Raw genomic sequence first — 19,970 nt, 5'->3', positions numbered from 1 at the left:
GCCGCGCAGCGCACGCCGCGCGCCCGCTTTCGGAGCAGTCCAAGCACACCGTTGTTTCGATTCGCTTTTTTACGGAACTCAACGTTTTGTCCACGATGTTATCCACACGAGGTGTGGATAACGTCCCGATGAATGACGAAATTCAGCGCCTATGTCAACGAAGAAACCCAGCGCGGCCTATAGCGAAGCATCGATCAAGGTGCTCAAGGGTCTCGAGCCGGTCAAGCAGCGGCCCGGCATGTACACCCGTACCGAGAATCCGCTGCACATCATCCAGGAAGTCATCGACAACGCGTCCGACGAGGCGCTCGGCGGCTACGGCAAGCAGATCACGGTCACGCTGCACGCCGACCAGTCGGTCTCGGTCGAGGACGACGGCCGCGGCATCCCGTTCGGCATGCACCCCGAAGAGGGTGTCCCGGTCGTCGAGATCGTGTTCACGCGCCTGCACGCAGGCGGCAAGTTCGACAAGGCCGCCGGCGGCGCCTATACGTTCTCGGGCGGCCTGCACGGCGTCGGCGTGTCGGTGACGAACGCGCTCGCGACGCGCCTCGACGTGACGGTGTGGCGCGACGGCAAGATCGCCGAGCTCGGCTTTGCCGAAGGCGACGTCGTCAAGCCGCTCGCGACGCAGGCCGCGGGCCGCGGCGAGAAGAAGTCCGGCACGCGCGTGCAGGTGTGGCCGAATCCGAAGTACTTCGATTCGCCGAACCTGCCGCTCGGCGAGCTGCAGCGCCTGCTGCGCTCGAAGGCCGTGCTGCTGCCGGGCGTCGAGGTCGTGCTCGTCAACGAGAAGACCGGCGAGCGCCAGGCGTGGAAGTATGAAGACGGCCTGCGCGGTTACCTGCTCGACGAAATGAACGGCAGCGAGCTGCTGATCCCGCTGTTCGAAGGCGAGCGGTTCGCCGATTCGCGTTCGGGCGACGATTCGTTCGCCGAGGGCGAGGGCGCGTCGTGGGTCGTCGCCTGGAGCGAGGAGGGGTCGCTCGTGCGCGAGTCGTACGTGAACCTGATCCCGACGCCGGCCGGCGGCACGCACGAATCCGGCCTGCGCGACGGCCTGTACCAGGCCGTGAAGAGCTTCGTCGAGCTGCACAACCTGCAGCCGAAGGGCGTGAAGCTGCTCGCGGAAGACGTGTTCGCGCGCGTGTCGTTCGTGCTGTCCGCGAAGGTGCTCGATCCGCAGTTCCAGGGGCAGATCAAGGAGCGCCTGAACAGCCGCGACGCGGTGAAGCTCGTGTCGTCGTTCTCGCGCCCGGCGCTTGAACTGTGGCTGAACCAGCACGTCGAGCACGGCAAGAAGCTCGCCGAGCTCGTGATCAAGCAGGCGCAGGCGCGCACGCGGGCGGGCCAGAAGGTCGAGAAGCGCAAGAGCTCGGGCGTCGCGGTGCTGCCCGGCAAGCTGACCGACTGCGAAACCGAGGACATCGCGCGCAACGAACTGTTCCTCGTCGAGGGCGACTCGGCGGGCGGCTCCGCGAAGATGGGCCGCGACAAGGAATACCAGGCGATCCTGCCGTTGCGCGGCAAGGTGCTGAACACGTGGGAAACCGAGCGAGACCGCCTGTTCGCGAACAACGAGGTGCACGACATCTCGGTGGCGATCGGTGTCGATCCGCACAGCCCCGACGACACCGTCGACCTGTCGAACCTGCGTTACGGCAAGATCTGCATCCTGTCGGACGCGGACGTCGACGGCTCGCACATCCAGGTGCTGCTGCTCACGCTGTTCTTCAAGCATTTCCCGCAGCTGATCGAGCGCGGCCACGTGTATGTCGCCCGTCCGCCGCTGTTCCGCGTCGATGCGCCCGCGCGCGGCAAGAAGCCCGCGCAGAAGCTCTACGCGCTCGACGACGGCGAACTCGAGGCGACGCTCGACAAGCTGCGCAAGGACGGCGTGCGCGAGACGCAGTGGAGCATCAGCCGCTTCAAGGGTCTCGGCGAAATGAGCGCCGAGCAGCTGTGGGACACGACGATGAACCCCGATACGCGCCGCCTGATGCCCGTGAAGCTCGGCGAGCTCGACTACGAGGCAACCGTCGCGCGCATGACGATGCTGATGGGCAAGGGCGAGGCAGCCGCGCGGCGCGGCTGGCTCGAGGAAAAGGGCAACGACGTCGAAGCGGACATCTAAGCCACGCATCCGCGCGGCCGGGCATGACGCCCGGCCCGGCCTCACGCCACTTACGAATACGGAATTCTGATGGACGACAATACTTCCGATCTCTTCGCCGGGTCCGATGCACCGGACGCCGAAGCGCTGACGCTCGGCAACTACGCGGAGCAGGCGTATCTCAGCTACGCGGTCAGCGTCGTGAAGAGCCGCGCGCTGCCCGACGTGTGCGACGGCCAGAAGCCGGTGCAGCGCCGGATCCTGTTCGCGATGAACGAAATGGGTCTTGGGCCCGATGCGAAGCCGGTGAAGTCGGCGCGCGTGGTCGGCGACGTGCTCGGTAAATACCACCCGCACGGCGACCAGTCGGCGTACGACGCGCTCGTGCGTCTCGCGCAGGATTTCTCGCTGCGCTACCCGCTGATCGACGGGCAGGGCAACTTCGGCTCGCGCGACGGCGACGGCGCGGCGGCGATGCGTTACACGGAAGCGCGCCTCACGCCGATCGCGAAGCTGCTGCTCGACGAGATCGACCAGGGCACGGTCGACTTCATGCCGAACTACGACGGCTCGTTCGAGGAACCGAAGACGCTGCCGAGCCGCATGCCGTTCGTGCTGCTGAACGGCGCGTCGGGCATCGCGGTCGGCCTCGCGACCGAAATCCCGTCGCACAACCTGCGCGAAGTCGCGGCCGCTGCGGTCGCATTGATCCGCAATCCGAAGCTCACGCACGCGGAGCTGATGAACCTGATTCCCGGCCCGGATTTCCCGGGCGGCGGCCAGATCATCTCGAGCGACGCCGAAATCGCGGCGGCCTATGAAACCGGCCGCGGCAGCCTGAAGGTGCGCGCGAAATGGAAGATCGAGGATCTCGCGCGCGGCCAGTGGCAGCTCGTCGTGACCGAGCTGCCGCCGAGCACGTCGGGCCAGAAGGTGCTCGAGGAAATCGAGGAACTGACCAACCCGAAGCTCAAGCTCGGCAAGAAGACGCTGACGCCCGAGCAGCTCAACACGAAGAAGGCGATGCTCGACCTGCTCGACGCGGTGCGCGACGAGTCGGGCAAGGAAGCGGCGGTGCGGCTCGTGTTCGAGCCGAAGTCGCGCACGATCGACCAGACGGAATTCGTGAACACGCTGCTCGCGTACACGAGCCTCGAGTCGAACGCGACGCTGAACCTCGTGATGATCGGCGCCGACGGCCGGCCGGGCCAGAAGGGCCTGCTGACGATCCTCGACGAGTGGGTGAAGTTCCGCCAGCTGACGATGACGCGCCGTTGCCGCCATCGTCTCGCGAAGGTCGACGACCGCATCCACATCCTCGAAGGGCGGATGATCGTCTTCCTGAACATCGACGAGGTGATCCGCATCATCCGCGAGTCGGACGAGCCGAAGGCCGCGCTGATGAGCGCGTTCGGCCTCAGCGAGCGGCAGGCGGAAGACATCCTCGAAATCCGGCTGCGTCAGCTCGCGCGGCTCGAGAAGATCAAGATCGAGAAGGAACTCGACGCGCTGCGCGACGAGAAGGCGAAGCTCGAGGAACTGCTCGCGAACGAAAGCGCGATGAAGCGGCTGATGATCAAGGAGATCGAGGCCGACGCGAAACAGTACGGCGACGATCGCCGCACGCTGATCCAGCAGGAAAAGCGCGCGACGTTCGAGGCGAAGGTGGTCGACGAGCCGGTGACGGTCGTCGTGTCGCAGAAGGGCTGGGTGCGCGCGCTGAAGGGCCACGGGCTCGACCCGGCCGCGTTCTCGTTCAAGGCGGGCGACAGCCTGTACGCGGCGTTCCAGTGCCGCACGCCGGACCGGCTGATCGCGTGGGGCAGCAGCGGCCGCGTGTACTCGGTCGACGTGTCGGTGCTGCCGGGCGGGCGCGGTGACGGCGTGCCCGTCACGTCGCTGATCGAGCTCGAATCGGGCTCGCACCTGATGCACTACTACGCGGCGTCGGCCGACCAGCAATTGCTGCTCGCGTCGAGCAACGGCTTCGGCTTCCTCGCGAAGGTCGGCGACATGGTGAGCCGCGTGAAGGCCGGCAAGGCGTTCATGACGATCGACGCCGGTGCGGTGCCGCTCGCACCGATGCCGGTCCTGCCGAACGCGACGCAGGTCGCATGTCTGTCGAGCGGCGGCCGCTTGCTCGTATTCGGGATGGACGAGATGAAGACGCTGTCCGGCGGCGGGCGCGGCGTGATCCTGATGGCGCTCGACGACAAGGAAACGCTCGTGCAGGCGCTGGCGATCGATCCGGCCGGCGTCGTGCTGATCGGTACCGGCCGCGGCGGCAAGGCGCAGGACGAGACGCTGTCGTACGCCGGGCTCGCGCCGCACATCGGCAAGCGCGCACGCAAGGGCCGCGCGCCGGAGACGAAGCTCAAGGTCGTCAACGAACTGCGCCCGCTGCTCGGCTGACGCCGGGCCCGGTTCGGCCGCGATCGACAGGCCGCCCATCCGCTTCGGCGGGTGGGCGGCCTTTTGTTTGGATGCGGCGACTCGGGTAAGCCACGTGTGGCGCTGTCACGCGGAACTTGCAAAATAATGTGAAATCGCGCCGGGGGTCTGAACCGGGACGCAATTGGCCGGTCGAACGTCGCTTGATGCCGCGCGCGACGCGGCCGTTCGCTGGTCCCCACTCATCACAGGATTGTCGCCATGTCCCACGCTGTTGCCGTCGCGCTGTTTCTTCACCTGCTGGCCGTTGCCGTGTGGGTGGGCGGGATGGTTTTCGCGCACTTCTGCCTGCGCCCGGCGCTGTCCGACCTGTCGCCGCAGCTCCGGTTGCCGCTGATCGAAGGCGTGTTCGGCCGTTTCTTCAACTGGGTGGCCGGTTCCGTGATCGTGATCCTGCTGTCCGGCGGCTTCCTGCTCGTGGAATTCGGCGGCGCGCACGCGACGTGGTCGCTGCACGCGATGGCCGGGCTCGGCGTCGTGATGATGCTGATCTTCGGCCATATCCGCTTCGCGCTGTTCCCGCGCATCCGCCGCGCGGTGCAGGCGCAGAACTGGCCGGACGGCGCGCGCGCGGTGAATGCCGTGCGCCTGCTCGTCGTCGTCAATCTCGTGCTCGGCGTCGTCACGATCGGCGCGGCCGTGCTGTCGCGCGGGTTCTGATCGCTCGCCGCGGGCTGCCGGCCGGGCCGCCCGCGCCGCTACGCGGCCAGCATCGCATCGAGCAACCACGCGCCGGCCGGGCCGAGCGGCCGGTTGCGCGACCAGACCGCATCCACGCGCACGCGGCGCGGCCAGCCGCGTGAGCGCAGCTCGCACAGGCGATCGCGCGCGAAGTGCTCGACCATCCAGCGCGGCAGTTCAGCCCAGCCGAACCCCAGTACGGCCATCTCCAGCAGCATCAGGTAGCTGGGCGCCAGCCAGTGCTGCGTGCCGACGACGATCCGGTCGTCGGTGCCGCGGCCTTCCGTTTTCACATAGGTATTGAGGCGCAGCTCGCGCACGTCGCGCAGCGCCGCGTGCGGCACCTCGGCGTCGCCGTATTCGGCGAGCGCATGCGTGCGCCCGACGAACAGCCCGATCTCCGATTCCTCCGCCACCGTCGCCGCGCCGATATCGGCCGGGTAGGCCGCGCGCGCGGCCATCAGCCCGAGCTGCGCGCGGCCCTGCTGTATCAGGTCGAGCACGTCCTCGTGTTCGGCGATCTGGCATTCGAGCTCGAGCGCCGGAAAGCGCCGCTCGAGCGCCATCAGCGTTTCCTCGTAGCGTTTCGACTGGTACGTGTCGGACACGACGAGCGTCAGCCGCGCTTCCTCGCCGTGCGCGAGCCGTGCGGCCGTTCGGTCGATCGCCGCGCTGGCCTCGAGCGCGCGCTGCACCTGCGGCAACAGCGCACGGCCTGCGTCGGTCAGGGTCGGCGCGCGCGTCGAGCGGTCGAACAGCTGCACGCCGAGATCGATTTCGAGGTTCGCGATGGCTTCCGAAATGGTCGACTGGCGTTTGCCGAGCTTGCGTGCGGCGGCCGTAAACGAGCCGAGCAGCGCGGCCTCGGCGAATGCGAGCAGGGCTTCGGGGGCGTGGTGCATGCGGTGCTCCAGACTTCTTATTATCGGCAAAACCGATGATAACAAACTGGATTCAACCGGTATCGCCGATCAAAATGGCCGACATGCATGACGTAACGAATAGGAGGGCATCATGAAACAGGTGAACAAAACGGTGACGGAACGGCTGCTGCACGCGCTGACGTTCGAGCTGGTCGCGATCGCGCTGTGCGCGCCGATCGGTGCATGGCTGCTGGACATGCCGGTGTCGCACGTCGGCGTGCTGACGGTGATGGTGTCGCTGATCGCGATGGCGTGGAACATGGCGTTCAACACGCTGTTCGACCGCTTCGAGCGTCGCGCGGGATTGAAGCGCACGCTCGGCATGCGGATCGCGCACGCGGTCATGTTCGAGCTCGGCCTCGTCGCGATGGTGGTGCCGGTGGCCGCGTGGTGGCTGAACGTGAGCCTCGTCGAGGCACTGCTGCTCGACCTCGGCATCGTGCTGTTCTTCCTGCCTTACACGTTCTGCTTCAATCTCGCGTATGACGCGCTGCGGGCCCGCCGGATGGCTCGCCGGGTCGCGGTGCAGGCCGGTTGAGGAGGGGCGGCGCGCCGGTGGCGGGCGGTGGAGCAGGGCTGCGGGGGCCTGTCAGTGCGAGGCGGCCCACAGCCACACGCCGCACGCCACGGCGACCGCGCCGTAGACGGCATAGACGGGCACCTTGAAGCGCGCGAAGCACAGCGTCGCGAAGGCGCCCGTCAGCCAGTAAACCGGGTCGGCCGGCTCGCGATGCAGGATCTTCGCGACGGCGACGACAAGAAAGCCCGTGGTCGCCGCGCGCAGCAGGCGCATGCCGTGCTCGAAGCGCGCGTGGCGCTTGAGCCGGGACAGGTGGTTCTGCGCAAACACGACGAGGCATCCCGACGGGATGAACAGCGCGGCCGTCGCGAGCAGCGCGCCGACCCAGCCGTCGGTCAGGTAGCCGAGAAACGGCACGACGTTCAGCAGCGGGCCCGGTGCCACCGGCGACAGCGCGAACGCCAGCGTGAAGTCATGATCGGAGATGCCCGTCGCCGGCGACACGAACAGCGTCTTGAGCACCGGCAGCGCGGAAAAGCCGCCGCCGAACAGCGTCATGCCGGCGCCCGCGAGGCGCGGCCACAGTAGCTGCGCCTGGTAATCGCCTGGCAGCGGCACCGCGAACAGCGCGACGAGCACACCGAGCAGCACGAGCAGGTTGCGGTCGCGCTTCGACAGCGTGAATTCGACCGCGTCGCGCTGGGTCGGCCCCGTCAGCCAGCCCGCTGCAAACGCGGCGAAGAGAATCCCGACGAAAGCGGCGGGAGTATGCGCGAAAGCGAGCAGAATCGTCGACAGCGCGGCGATCGCCTGCTCGAGCCGGGTGCGCGCGAGCGCGCGCAGCTGCTTGACCCACGTGACGCCGATCAGCGCGGCGAGCACCATCCCGAAGTGATTGATCAGCATCGGCGCGGCCAGCGAGCGCACGAGCGGCGTCTGATAAAAGATCGCGAACAGCGTCATCAGGATCGAGAACGGCAGCACGCTCGCGATACCGGCAACCCAGGCGCCGGCGCGGCCGTGCAGCGTCTGGCCGACCTGCACCGCCACGTTGCAGCCGACCGGGCCCGGCACGAGCCAGGCGAGCGCGACGAGATCGCCGAATACGTGCGGTTCGATGCGCTGCAGCCGTTCAACGTAGTGGCGTTCGAGCTGCGCCATCATCGAAAGCCCGCCCCACGAGAGCGCGGAAATACCGGCGACGACCTTGAACAAGGTCCATAGGGATGCCTGTGCCTCTTCGACACGAGCGGTCGCTTCGACTTCGACGGTAGTCATGGTTGTGTGGTTGGCGCAGGGCCGGATCTCTCGCGTATGGCCATGCCGGCGGCCCGCCGACACGTAGGCCCTCCCGATTGTCCGCCGCGCATCGTGACACTGCCATGCGCGAAAACGCTAGTTAATGAACTAAACGATCGGATCGGGAAACGCAACAATTGCGGCGGTGCGCAACGCGCGCCGTGATAGCGGCGGTTTCGCCGCTCAGGCGCCCGTGCTGCCGGTCGCGCGATGGGCGATGACGTTCGGATGGTCGCCGCGCACGCCGAAGCGCGCGATCAGGGCGGGAATCGCGTCGGCCGGCACCGGGCGCGAGAACAGGAAGCCCTGTGCCTCGATCTCGCCGAGCGCGGACAGCCAGGTGATCTGCTCCTCGGTTTCCGTGCCTTCGACGACGACGGTCAGGCCGAGCGAGCGGGCGAGATGCACGATCGACGACACCATCACGCACACGCTGCGATCGTTCGGGATTGCCTGCACGAACGAGCGGTCGACCTTCAGCGTGTCGACCGAGAAGCGGTGCAGGTACGACAGCGACGAATAGCCGGTGCCGAAATCGTCGAGCGCGATGCGGATGCCGAGCTTCTTCAGCGCGACGATCTTCTCGGACACGAGCTCCGGATATTCCATCATCGCGGTCTCGGTGATTTCGAGTTCGAGCCGGTTCGCGTCGATGCCGGTTTCCAGCAGCGTGCGCGAGATCGTCTCGATCAGGTCGCCGCGCCAGAACTGCACGGGCGAGATGTTGACCGCGAGCGTCAGCGTGTCGTGGCCCTCGTCGCGCCAGCGCGCGATCTGCTCGCACGCGGTGCGGATCACGAAGTCGCCGATCGGCACGATCAGGCCCGTCGATTCGGCGATCGAAATGAATTCGTTCGCCGAGATGATCCCGTGCTCGGGGTGATCCCAGCGCGCGAGCGCCTCGAAGCCGGTGATGTACCGGTGCGTGAGGTCGATCTTCGGCTGGTACGCGAGGAACAGCTGCCCCTCGGCGAGCGCGACGCGCAATTGCTGTTCCCAGCGCATCAGGTGATCGGCGCGGTGCGACAGGTGCGGCGCATAGAACTGGTAGCAGTTCTTGCCGGCGTCCTTCGCGCTGTACATCGCGAGGTCGGCCTTCTTCAGCAGGTCGATCTCGCTTTCGTTCGCGACGGTGTGCAGCGCGATGCCGATGCTCGCATGCAGCACGAACGAACTGCCGCGCACGTCGAACGGCTCGCCGAACATCCGGATGATCGCTTCGGCGAGCCGCACCGCGCGCCGCTCGACGTCGTCGCCCTTCATCACGACGACGAACTCGTCGCCGCCGATGCGCGCGAGCGAGCCTTCGTCGCCGACCGCGTCGGCCAGGCGCGACGCGGTCATCTGCAGCACGATGTCGCCGGCGTTGTGGCCGAGCGTGTCGTTGACGGTCTTGAAGTTGTCGAGATCGATGAACAGCAGGCCGAGCCGCGACAGGCTCGCCGGCATCGACACGTCGTTGCGCAGCCCGCGCAGCGTCGCGTAGCGGTTCGCGAGGCCGGTGAGCAGGTCGTATTCGGCAAGCTGCGTCATCTCGCGCTCGCGGCCGAGCAGCTTGCCGATCAGGCCCGTCGCGACGCCGAAGAACGCGAGCATCGCGAGCGTGATGAAGCTCGTCATCAACAGGTAGACGTTGCGCGTGTGGTAGTAGTCCGCGAACTCTTCCGTCTGCGACAGCCCGACCATCACGGCGAGCGGATAGCCGTCGAGGTGGCGGTACGACACGATGCGCGTCACGCCGTCGATCGGGTCGATGATCGTGCCCGTCACGCGCTCGGCGATCGGGTAGACGCCCGATGCCGAAAACGCGCCGGGCGCGTTGTTCAGCGAACCCGTGCGCCGCGCGAGCACCGTACCCGTGTCGGACACCACCGCGATCACGCCTTCCTTGCCGATCGCCGCGTTGTTGTAGAAGTCGTTGGTGAAATAGCTCGGGTCTTCCGACACGACGACGATGCCCGCGAAGCTGCCGTCCGGGTTGTTCAGGCGCCGCGTCATCTGCAGCGTCCAGTGGCTCGACACGCGGCCGAGCACGGGTTTGCTGATGAACAGGCGGTCGTCGTTGTGCGCGAGGTGGACCTTGAAGTGCTCGCGGTCGGACAGGTTGATCGGCTGCGGATGAAGCTCGGCCGTGTTCGCGAACAGGATGCCCTTCGCGTTGACCAGCGACACCTGGATCAGCGTATCGCTCGGCACGACGCCTTTTTCGACGGCGCTCGCGAGGTTGAAGTGCGCGGGGGACTTCTCGAATTCGAACTTGACGAAGCGGGTGATCTGGTCGACCTGGTGGATCGCCTTGACCGTATGCTGCTCGAGCGCGGAGGAGAGGATCGCGGCGGAGGCCGCCGCTTCCTTGTACGCGCTGTCCTTTTCCACCGACAGCCGCGCGATGATCACGGCCCACAACAGCGCGAGCGCCAGCATCCCGAGCAGCGGGATCGCAAATAGCGCCCGCCGGCGCGATTTGCGCGGCGTGCGCAGCGGCCGGTTCGGCGGCGTGTGGTTGGACCGGGCGGAGCTCATCGAAGCGGGTGGCGTCCTGCTCGCGTGCGCCATCCGTCCGGATGGCTGGCTTGGGTTGGGGTTATCCCGGCGTCTGTTCGTTCGCGGGATGCGCAACCATGGACAGACGTCCGAAACAACGGATTAGGCCCGATATTACTGGCTGGAACGTTTTTGCGATAGTTGGGCGAAGCGTAGGGCGCCGAACGAGCCGGCGCCATCGCACATCGCGGAATGTCAGGCGGGCGACCGGAAGGTGCCGTCGACGACCGTCACGACGTCGCCGCCGATCCATGTCGTGCCGTCTTCGTCGTAGCGGACGGCGATACGGCCGTCGCGGCCGATCGCCGTGCCCTGGCGGGCCGTATACGACGGGCCGGGGCGGCGATTCTGCCGCGTCAGCAGCCCGGCCAGCGCGGCGTTCGCGCTGCCGGTGACGGGATCCTCGCCGGGGGTGCCGAACTGGCCGCCCGTCATCAGGCAGCGGATCTCGAACGTCGCGGGGCCGCCTTCGGCGTGCGGCGCGTAGGCGGCGAGGCCGTCCACGCCGTAGCGGCGGGTCAGCGCTTCCAGCGCGACCGGATCGGGCGACAGGCCGATGCACGCGTCGGCCGACTTCAGCCGCACGACCAGCCACGGCGCGCCGTTGTCGACCGCGCACGGCTCGGCATCGAGGTCGAGCGCGTCGCTGCGCAGCGCGGCGGCCAGCGCCGCGTAGTCCGAACGGTCGAGCGGCGTGACGCGTGCCGGCGGCGCGGCGAACGCCCAGCCGCCGGCCTGCTCGCGCAGCGCGACCCGGCCGACCCCGCACTGCTGGATCAGCCGGCCCGGCGTGCGCGGCCGCGCGCCGCTTTCCAGGAACGCATGCGCGGTGCCGAGCGTCGGGTGGCCGGCGAACGGCAATTCGCCGCCCGTCGTGAAGATCCGGACGCGGTAGTCGGCTTCCGGATCGGTCGGCGTGCAGAGGAACGTCGTTTCCGACAGGTTCGTCCAGCGGGCGATCTCGAGCATGGCGTCGTCGCCGAGCGAATCGGCGTCGAACACCACGGCCAGCGGATTGCCCTTGAACGGCACCGACGAGAACACGTCGACCTGCTTGAAGCGGACGAGGCGGCCGGACATCGTGCCGGGCCCGTTACGCGACTTCGGCGATCAGCTCGATCTCGACGCATGCGCCGAGCGGGATCTGCGCGACGCCGAAGGCCGAGCGGGCGTGCTTGCCGGCGTCGCCGAACACCTCGGCGATCAGCTCCGACGCGCCGTTCGTCACGACGTGCTGTTCCGTGAAGTCGAGCGTCGAGTTGACGAGGCTCATCAGCTTCACGATGCGCGTGACCTTGTTCAGGTCGCCGGTATGCGCGTGCAGCGTCGCGAGCAGGTCGATCGCGATCGCGCGCGCGGCCGCCTTGCCGTCTTCCGTCTGCAGGTCGGCGCCGAGCTTGCCGGCCCAGACCTTGCCGTCCTTCTTCGCGATGTGGCCCGACAGGTACACCGTGTTGCCGCTTTGCGCGCTCATCACGTAGGCGGCGGCCGGTGCGCCGGCGGTCGGGAGCTCGATGCCGAGCGACTTCAGCTTGTCGTAGACGTTAGCCATGTAATCGATTCCTCGTAGAGAGTCGTGACAGGAAAAAGGGGATCAGAGGCGCTCGCGCAGCAGCTTGCCGAGGCGCGCGACGCCTTCCTCGATCTTCTCGGGCGGCACCGTCACGAACGACAGGCGCAGCGTGTTCTGCTGCGCGTCGTCCGCGAAGAACGGCGCGCCCGGCACGAAGGCGACGTGGTTGTCGACGGCCGCGGCGAGCAGCTTCATGCTGTCGATCTGCGCGGGCAGGTTCACCCAGATGAACATCCCGCCTTCCGGGCGGTTCCACGTGACGCCTTCCGGCATGTGACGCGCCAGCGCGCCGAGCATCGCGTCGCACTGCGCGCTGTACAGCTCGCGGATCGTCGGGATGTGCTCGTCGAGGAAGCCGTCCTTGATCACTTCGTGCGCGATGCGCTGCGTGAGCGTCGGCGTGTGCAGGTCGGTGGCCTGCTTGGCCTGCACGAGCTTGAAGTGGAGTTCCTCGGGCGCGATGATGTAGCCGATCCGCAGGCCCGGTGCGAGCACCTTCGAGAACGTGCCGAGGTGCACGACGTGGTCGGGCGCCATCGACAGCATCGTCGGCAGCGGTTCGCCGCGATAGTTCAGCGCGCCGTACGGATCGTCCTCCAGCACCGGGAACGGGCTCGACTGCGCGAACGCGGCGAGCGCGCGGCGGCGCTCGACGGGCAGGCGGCGGCCGGTCGGGTTCTGGAAGTTCGGTTGCGCGTACAGCAGGCGCGCGCCTTGCGTGAGTTCGGGCGTCAGGCCTTCCGGCAGCAGGCCCTGTTCGTCGGTCGGCACCTGCACGTAGCGCGGCTCGTACAGCGAGAACGACTGCAGCGCGCCGAGGTAGGTCGGCGTTTCGACCAGGATCGGGCTGCCCGGATCGACGAGCGCCTTGCCGAGCAGGTCGAGCGCCTGCTGCGAGCCGGTCGTGATCAGCACCTGCGACACGCGCACGCTGTAGCGCTCGGCGATCCATTCGCGCAGCGGCAGGTAGCCTTCGGTCGCGCTGTACTGGAGCGCGGCGGCCGGCGCGTCGCGCAGCACGCGGTCGGCGGCGGCGCGCATGCGCTCGGCCGGGAACGTCGCGGGGGCGGGCAGGCCGCCGGCGAACGAGATGACCTCGGGGCGTTCCGTGACCTTCAGGATCTCGCGGATCGCAGAGCTCGTCAGCTTGCGGGCGCGTTCGGAAAGCTGCCAGTGCGGCGGATGCAGGTCGCTCGGATTCATAGTCTCCTCGTTCGGATATCGTGGTCAGTCAAGAAAGGTCGTTCGGGCGAATCGTTTCGACACCGCCGGGTGGGCAGGCGCGAGCGCGATCGAGCCTTCGCGGCCGGGTGGGCAAAACCGATCAGGCAAAACAAACATTATGGCGCACCTCATCAACCGGCGCGAGCGGGACGCGGGGCCGTGGCCACCGCCGAGCGGCGCCCGAGCACCACGGTGGCGATCACGGCCGCCGCGAACAGCCACGTCGACGGCGTGACGGTCTCGCCGAACAGCAGGGCGGAAAAGGCGATCGTGAAGAAAATCTGCAGCAGCTGCACCTGGCCGACACGTGCGGTGCCCCCCATCGCGAGCCCCGCATACCAGGCGAAAAAGCCGATGAATTGCGAAAAAAGGGTCACGTAACCGAACGCGAGCCACGTGCGCGGCGCGAGCGGGCCCGGATGCGCGGCATGCTGCATCCACGCGAGCCAGCCGACCGGCAGCACGAGGAACGGCGCCGACACGACGAGCGCCCAGCAGATCACCTGCCAGCCGCCGATCTGGCGCGCGAGGCGCGCGCCTTCCGCGTAGCCGAGCGCGCCGATGCCGACCGCGACGAGCATCAGCGCGTCGCCGGCCTGCAGGGTGCCGCCGCCGTCGCGCAGCGCGAACGCGATCACGAGCGCGCTGCCCGCGACCGCGCTGGCCCAGAACGCCTTCGACGGCCGCTCGTGCGACAGCCACGCCGCGTACAGCGCGACGAACAGCGGCTGCAGCCCGTTGACGACCGCGCCGTGCGACGCCGGCACCGATTTCATCGCCCACGCGGAGAACACCGGATACGCGATGATCACGCCGGCCGACGTGATCGCGAGACTTTTCAGTTGCGCGCGGGTCGGCAGCGCCTCGCGGCGCCACCACAGCAGCAGGCCGGCCGGCACGGCGGCGGCGAGCGCGCGGCCGAGCCCGTTGAGCAGCGGGTTGAGTTCGGACACGACGATTCGCGTCATCGGCAGCGTCAGGCTGAAGATCATCACGCCGATCAGGCCGAGCAGCATGCCCCGGGTTTCGCGCGAATTCATGTGGCGGTGTCTCCGTATTGCAGGTCGTTGTCGTCGGGAACGCGGCGGCGCGTTCAGCGCAGCGTACGGGCGCCTTGCGGCGTATCGAATTCGGCCACGAGCGCGGGCGGACCTTCACCCGCGTCGAGATCGAGCAGCTGGGCGGCGCCGAGCCAGTCGAGCTGCTCGCGGATGACGTCGGCACGCGGGTGGGTGCCCTTGAGCGCCTTCAGCGCGACGCCGTTGCCCGGCAGCGACTCGGCCGGGTGGCGCGGGCTGTCCCACTGGATCAGCGACGGCGCGAGCCCGTCGCCCGAGCCCTGCCAGGCGGGGAAGCTGCCGTCGTCGGGCACCGTGAGGCCCCAGCGCAGGTCGCCGCGGCTCATCGCGACCACGGGCGCGATGCGGGCCGGGTACTGGCTCTGCCACAGGGCAAGCTGGCGCGGGCGGTCGACGCGCGCGACCCAGTGCGCGAGGAACGGGCCCTGCGCGAGCCGCGCGTGCATCGCCGGATCGTCGAGGCCGAACAGCCGTGCGCGCGGCGGCTTCGCGCCGTCGTCCGCGGCGGGCGCGTCGGGGTCGATCGCGATCACTTCGAGGTAGAGCCCGCCCCACGCGCCGAACAGCGCATTGTGGGTCCGCATCAGCGGGTGGCGGCCGCCGCCGGCCGGTTCGATGCCGAGCGCGTCGGCGACATGGCGAACGCCTTCGTCGAGCGTGCGCGCGGCGATCACGAGATGGTCGAGTGTCAGGGAGCGGGCTGGCATGAACGTCGGTCGGGAAGCGAAAGTGTCATGGTAGGCGGGCGAGGCGCCGGGCGGTAGCCGGCCTGGCCGGCGCACCGGCCGCGACCCGGGCCGGGCGGCGCGGCGCCGGTGCGGCGGGGCCGGAACGACGGCCGCACGCGCGCCATTCCGGTCAACTGTAATCGGCGTTACCGGCACAGTAACGGTACAATCGGCGCGATAGCCTTCGGTACAGTTGGAGCTGCCGCCCATGTCCATCGTCCCACTCGCCCAGATTCCCGCGCCGCACGACACGGCCACGCTCACGCTCGTCGACCAGCTGGTCCAGTGGGCGCGGCGGCGCATCGACGAACGCGTGTTCCGTCCCGGCATGCGGATGCCGTCGATCCGCAAGCTCGCGCTCGACAAGAGCGTGTCGCGTTTCACCGTCGTCGAGGCGTACGAGCGCCTCGTCGCGCAGGGCTACCTCGACTCGCGGCGCGGCTCGGGCTTCTACGTGCGCGAGCGCACGGGCGCCGGCCCGCAGCCGGCCGACGGCGTCGCGCGCGTGGCCGAGGCCGCGCCCGTGCACAACACGATCGACGTCGTCTGGCTGCTGCGCAACATGCTGCACACCGTCAGCCCGGAGAAGGGGCCGGGCCTCGGCTACCTGCCGGGCCGCTGGCTCGACGGCGAGCTGATCACCGGCGCGCTGCGCGCGCTGGGGCGCCAGTCGGGCGCGCAGATGCTCGGTTTCGGCACCGCGCAGGGCTTCCTGCCGCTGCGCCAGCAACTGCAGACGCGCCTCGCCGAAGTCGAGATCGGCGCGAAACCCGAGCAGATCGTGCTCGTCTCGGGGATCACGCAGGCGATCGACCTGATTTCGCGGATCTACATGCGGCCCGGCGACGCGGTGATCGTCGGCGATCCCGCGTGGTTCCAGATGTTCGGGCGCTTCGCGGCGCAGGGCGCGCAGCTCGTCGGGATGCCGTACACGCCCGACGGCCCCGATCTCGACGCGCTCGAAACGCTGGTGCAGATGTGGCGGCCGAAGATGCTCGTGATCAACTCGGTGCTGCAGAACCCGACCGGCACGTCGTTGTCGGCCGCGCAGGCGTTCCGGATCCTGAAGCTCGCGGAGGCGTACGATTTCCTCGTCGTCGAGGACGACGTGTACGGCGACCTGTGCCCGCCGAGTTATCCGGCCACGCGCCTCGCGAGCCTCGACCAGTTGAAGCGCGTGATCTACCTCGGCAGCTATTCGAAGACGCTCGCGGCGAACCTGCGGGTCGGTTACGTGGCGTGCGCGCCGGAGATCGCGAAGGCGGTCACCGACCAGAAGATGCTGGTCGGGATGACGACGCCCGAGCTCAACGAGCGCGTGCTGTACAAGATCCTGACCGAAGGGCATTACCGGCGCCACGTCGAGCGGCTGCGCGCGCGGCTCGACGGCGTGCGCGACAAGACCGCGCGGATGCTCGAGCGCACCGGGCTCGGGCTGTTCACGATGCCGGCGGCCGGGATGTTCCTGTGGGCCGACACGGGCGTCGATTCGGACGCGCTCGCGGCGGTCGCGCACGAGGCCGGCTTCCTGCTGACGCCGGGCAGCCTGTTCTCGCCGCAGCAGTCGCCGTCGACCTGGATGCGCTTCAATGTCGCGAACTGCGGCGATCCGGCGCTGCCGGGGCTGCTGGCCGGCTATATCGACTCGGCGGTGCGGCGCGCGTCGTGACGCGGCGCGTCGTGTCTTGAAATCGCGCGCGCCGTCCCCAGATACGCGCGCAAACCGCTGGCGCCGGGCGGTCGTCCTCCACGGACTCGCGGGCATCGCGCCCCGGGCGCCTGCGCCACACCATCCCTGTTCAAGTAAGAGGAAACAGCATCCATGGCACATGAAACGATGAGCTTTCAGGCAGAGGTCAAGCAACTCCTCCACCTGATGATCCATTCGCTCTACAGCAACAAGGAAATCTTCCTGCGCGAACTGGTGTCGAACGCGTCCGACGCGGTCGACAAGCTGCGTTTCGAAGCGCTCGCGGACAACGCGCTGTACGAGAACGATCCGAACCTGCGCATCCGCATCGGCTACGACAAGGCCGCGCGCACCATCACGATCGACGACAACGGCATCGGCATGAGCCGCGACGAGGCGATCGCGAACCTCGGCACGATCGCGCGCTCGGGCACCAAGGAATTCTTCACGAAGCTGTCGGGCGACCAGCAGAAGGACGCGGCGCTGATCGGCCAGTTCGGCGTCGGTTTCTACTCGGGCTTCATCGTCGCGGACAAGATCACCGTCGAGACGCGCCGCGCCGGCCTGCCGGCGAACCAAGCCGTGCGCTGGGAAAGCGCGGGCGAGGGCGACTTCACGATCGACGCGATCGAGCGCGCGCAGCGCGGCACGACGATCACGCTGCACCTGCGCGAGGGCGAGGACGAGCTGCTGTCGTCGCACCGCCTGCGCTCGATCATCCAGAAGTACTCCGATCACATCGCGCTGCCGATCCTGATGCGCAAGGAAGAATGGGATCAGGAAAAGGGCGAGATGGTCCTGAAGGACGAGGACGAGACCGTCAACCAGGCGAGCGCGCTGTGGACGCGTTCGAAGAGCGACGTCACCGACGAGCAGTACACGCAGTTCTACCAGCACATCGCGCACGATCACCAGGATCCGCTCACCTGGACGCACAACCGCGTCGAGGGCCGCAGCGAATACACGCAACTGCTGTTCGTGCCGTCGCACGCGCCGTTCGACCTGTGGAACCGCGACTATCGCGGCGGCCTGAAGCTGTACGTGAAGCGCGTGTTCATCATGGACGACGCCGAGCAGCTGCTGCCGCAATACCTGCGTTTCGTGAAGGGCGTCGTCGATTCGGCCGACCTGCCGCTGAACGTGTCGCGCGAGATCCTGCAGGAAAGCCGCGACGTGAAGGCGATCCGCGAAGGCGTGACCAAGCGCGCGCTGTCGATGCTCGAGGAACTCGCCAATGCGGAAGACGAAACCGGCAAGGAAAAGTACAAGACGTTCTGGGGCGCGTTCGGCCAGGTGCTGAAGGAAGGCCTCGGCGAGGATCACGCGAACCGCGAGCGCATCGCGAAGCTGCTGCGCTTCGCGTCGACGCACGGCGACACCGACGCTCAGGACGTGTCGCTCGCCGACTACGTGTCGCGCATGAAGCCCGAGCAGAGCAAGATCTACTACGTGACGGCCGATACGTGGCAGGCCGCGAAGAACAGCCCGCACCTCGAAGTGTTCCGCAAGAAGGGCGTCGAGGTGCTGCTGCTGACCGATCGCGTCGACGAATGGATGCTGTCGTTCCTGCATGAATTCGACGGCAAGCCGCTCGCGAGCGTGGCCCGCGGCGATCTCGATCTCGGCGAGCTGAACGACGAGGAGAAGAAGGCGCAGGAGCAGGCGGGCGAAGCGATCAAGCCGGTCGTCGAGAAGATGAAGGAAGCGCTCGGCGACAAGGTGAAGGAAGTGCGCGTCACGTTCCGCCTGACCGATTCGCCGTCGTGCCTCGTCGCGGACGACAACGACATGAGCGGCTACCTGCAGCGGATGCTGAAGGCCGCAGGGCAGAACGCGCCGGCGATGCAGCCGATCCTCGAGATCAATCCCGATCACGCGCTCGTGAAGCAGCTGAACGCCGACAGCGCCGATTTCGGCGACTGGTGCCATCTGCTGTTCGAGCAGGCGCTGCTGGCCGAAGGCGGCATGCTCGACGATCCGGCGAGCTTCGTGAAGCGGACCAACGCGCTGCTGCTGTCGCGCGCCGCGTGAATCCGCGCATGCGATTCGACGGCGGTCAGGCCGGCTGGCGCGAGACGCCGCGGCCGGGCTGCTCGCTCGACCAGCGCGACTGGCTGACGCGCGGCGGATCGCTGACGGCCCATCTCGCGCGGCTCGGCCGCGTGAGCGTGCGCGTGACGCGCGAGGCCGTCGACGGTCCGTGGTTCGACGAGCCGGACGCGCTTGCCTGTGCGCCGCGCGCGCCGATGTGGGTGCGCGAGGTGATCCTGTCGGTCGACGGCGTGCCGTACGTCGCCGCGCACAGCATCGCGCCGCTCGCGGCCAGCAAGGGCGTGTGGCAGGCGATGCGGCGGCTGCGCACGCGGCCGCTCGCGGAGCTGCTGTACAGCGATCCGCAGGTCGAGCGCTCGGCGCTCGTCAGCCGGCGCGTGATCGCCGGTCATCCGCTGTATGCGCTCGCGAGCCATGCGCTCGGCATCGGCGCGCGCGCGCCGCATGCGTTCGCGGCGCGGCGTTCGGTGTTTCAGCGTCACGGCAAGCCGCTGATGGTCACCGAGTGCATGCTGCCGGCGCTGTGGCGCCATCTCGCCGCGCACGGCGACGGGCCGCGCTCCGTCGGGCCGCGTGGGGACGCGTGATGCTGCGGGGTTTTCCGCCGGTCGTCGCGCCGGATACGCACACGATGATTCTCGGGAGCTTTCCGGGCGAGGCGTCGCTCGATGCCGCGCAGTACTACGCGCATCCACGCAACCAGTTCTGGCGGCTGCTCGGCGCGGTGCTCGGCGAACCCGGGCTGCACGAACTCGCGTATGACGCACGGCTCGAACGCGTGCTTGCGCACGGCATCGGCGTCTGGGACGTGCTCGATGCCTGCCATCGACAAGGCAGTCTCGATTCGGCGATCCGGAATGCGAAGCCGAACGACTTTGCTTCGTTGCGCGAGCACGCGCCGTTGCTGAAGAAAGTCTGCTTCAACGGCAAGACGGCGGGGCGGTTTGCCGATGTAATCGGCGCGGCGGGTTATGAAACGCTCGTATTGCCTTCGTCGAGTCCAGCGAACGCGACGTTGTCGTTCGAACAGAAACTGGTGCTCTGGCGTGCACTTCGCACCTGAGGCGCGGTGGAGGCCGGGTCGGTGAAGCAG

At 68.1% G+C, this 19,970-nt stretch carries 16 protein-coding genes; 8 read left to right on the top strand and 8 right to left on the bottom strand.

Going from position 1 to position 19,970, the window contains the following annotated elements; all coding sequences use genetic code 11:
- Window positions 1–151: 151 nt before the first annotated feature.
- The 3 genes from AC1VVG_RS12470 (at window position 152) to AC1VVG_RS12460 (ending at window position 5,224) form a co-directional block, all read left to right on the top strand.
- A complete protein-coding gene (locus AC1VVG_RS12470) occupies window positions 152–2,134 on the top strand; it encodes a DNA topoisomerase IV subunit B (protein ID WP_034190712.1) in 1,983 nt (660 codons plus the stop codon).
- A 69-nt stretch (window positions 2,135–2,203) separates the two neighbouring features.
- Complete coding sequence (gene parC / locus AC1VVG_RS12465; protein WP_034190713.1) at window positions 2,204–4,525, top strand: DNA topoisomerase IV subunit A; 2,322 nt, start codon at window positions 2,204–2,206, stop codon at window positions 4,523–4,525.
- A 240-nt stretch (window positions 4,526–4,765) separates the two neighbouring features.
- On the top strand, window positions 4,766–5,224 hold the full coding sequence (locus AC1VVG_RS12460; protein WP_034190714.1) for a CopD family protein: 459 nt from the start codon (window positions 4,766–4,768) through the stop codon (window positions 5,222–5,224).
- A gap of 38 nt (window positions 5,225–5,262) precedes the next feature.
- Here the strand turns inward: AC1VVG_RS12460 and AC1VVG_RS12455 are convergent, their stop codons facing one another.
- Window positions 5,263–6,147, bottom strand: coding sequence for a LysR family transcriptional regulator (locus AC1VVG_RS12455; RefSeq protein WP_034190715.1), 885 nt, complete (start codon window positions 6,145–6,147; stop codon window positions 5,263–5,265).
- Between the two features lie 112 nt (window positions 6,148–6,259).
- Between AC1VVG_RS12455 and AC1VVG_RS12450 the strand changes: the two genes are divergently transcribed.
- On the top strand, window positions 6,260–6,706 hold the full coding sequence (locus tag AC1VVG_RS12450; RefSeq protein ID WP_473376752.1) for a multidrug/biocide efflux PACE transporter: 447 nt from the start codon (window positions 6,260–6,262) through the stop codon (window positions 6,704–6,706).
- A gap of 51 nt (window positions 6,707–6,757) precedes the next feature.
- On the opposite strand, the gene AC1VVG_RS12445 is transcribed toward AC1VVG_RS12450, so the two are convergent.
- The 7 genes from AC1VVG_RS12445 to AC1VVG_RS12415 form a co-directional block, all read right to left on the bottom strand.
- A complete protein-coding gene (locus AC1VVG_RS12445; RefSeq protein WP_034190717.1) occupies window positions 6,758–7,966 on the bottom strand; it encodes a chromate transporter in 1,209 nt (402 codons plus the stop codon).
- 204 nt (window positions 7,967–8,170) lie between these two features.
- Window positions 8,171–10,510: a bifunctional diguanylate cyclase/phosphodiesterase gene (locus AC1VVG_RS12440; RefSeq protein WP_034190718.1), complete on the bottom strand. Its 2,340-nt coding sequence runs from the start codon at window positions 10,508–10,510 to the stop codon at window positions 8,171–8,173.
- 216 nt (window positions 10,511–10,726) lie between these two features.
- Window positions 10,727–11,611, bottom strand: coding sequence for a PhzF family phenazine biosynthesis protein (locus tag AC1VVG_RS12435; RefSeq protein WP_034190719.1), 885 nt, complete (start codon window positions 11,609–11,611; stop codon window positions 10,727–10,729).
- 13 nt (window positions 11,612–11,624) lie between these two features.
- A complete protein-coding gene (locus AC1VVG_RS12430) occupies window positions 11,625–12,083 on the bottom strand; it encodes a RidA family protein (protein WP_034190720.1) in 459 nt (152 codons plus the stop codon).
- 42 nt (window positions 12,084–12,125) lie between these two features.
- Window positions 12,126–13,307, bottom strand: a complete 1,182-nt coding sequence (locus tag AC1VVG_RS12425) for an aminotransferase-like domain-containing protein (protein WP_049031287.1) — start codon at window positions 13,305–13,307, stop codon at window positions 12,126–12,128.
- 152 nt (window positions 13,308–13,459) lie between these two features.
- Complete coding sequence (locus AC1VVG_RS12420) at window positions 13,460–14,368, bottom strand: DMT family transporter (protein ID WP_034190722.1); 909 nt, start codon at window positions 14,366–14,368, stop codon at window positions 13,460–13,462.
- A 53-nt stretch (window positions 14,369–14,421) separates the two neighbouring features.
- Complete coding sequence (locus AC1VVG_RS12415; protein WP_049031290.1) at window positions 14,422–15,114, bottom strand: VOC family protein; 693 nt, start codon at window positions 15,112–15,114, stop codon at window positions 14,422–14,424.
- A gap of 229 nt (window positions 15,115–15,343) precedes the next feature.
- Here AC1VVG_RS12415 and AC1VVG_RS12410 point away from each other — a divergent pair, with 229 nt between their 5' ends.
- The 4 genes from AC1VVG_RS12410 (at window position 15,344) to AC1VVG_RS12395 (ending at window position 19,940) form a co-directional block, all read left to right on the top strand.
- On the top strand, window positions 15,344–16,804 hold the full coding sequence (locus AC1VVG_RS12410) for an aminotransferase-like domain-containing protein (protein WP_034190724.1): 1,461 nt from the start codon (window positions 15,344–15,346) through the stop codon (window positions 16,802–16,804).
- 153 nt (window positions 16,805–16,957) lie between these two features.
- Complete coding sequence (htpG, locus tag AC1VVG_RS12405; protein ID WP_482835687.1) at window positions 16,958–18,856, top strand: molecular chaperone HtpG; 1,899 nt, start codon at window positions 16,958–16,960, stop codon at window positions 18,854–18,856.
- Between the two features lie 8 nt (window positions 18,857–18,864).
- On the top strand, window positions 18,865–19,464 hold the full coding sequence (locus AC1VVG_RS12400) for a chorismate--pyruvate lyase family protein (protein WP_034190830.1): 600 nt from the start codon (window positions 18,865–18,867) through the stop codon (window positions 19,462–19,464).
- A complete protein-coding gene (locus tag AC1VVG_RS12395) occupies window positions 19,464–19,940 on the top strand; it encodes a DNA-deoxyinosine glycosylase (protein ID WP_034190726.1) in 477 nt (158 codons plus the stop codon). Before AC1VVG_RS12400 ends, AC1VVG_RS12395 begins: the two co-directional genes overlap by 1 nt.
- The last annotated feature ends 30 nt before the right edge of the window (window positions 19,941–19,970 follow it).

The organism is Burkholderia sp. L-4, from assembly GCF_056856535.1.
The sequence above is the reverse complement of the archived record's forward strand: the minus strand, read 5'-3'. Positions and strand labels throughout refer to the sequence as shown.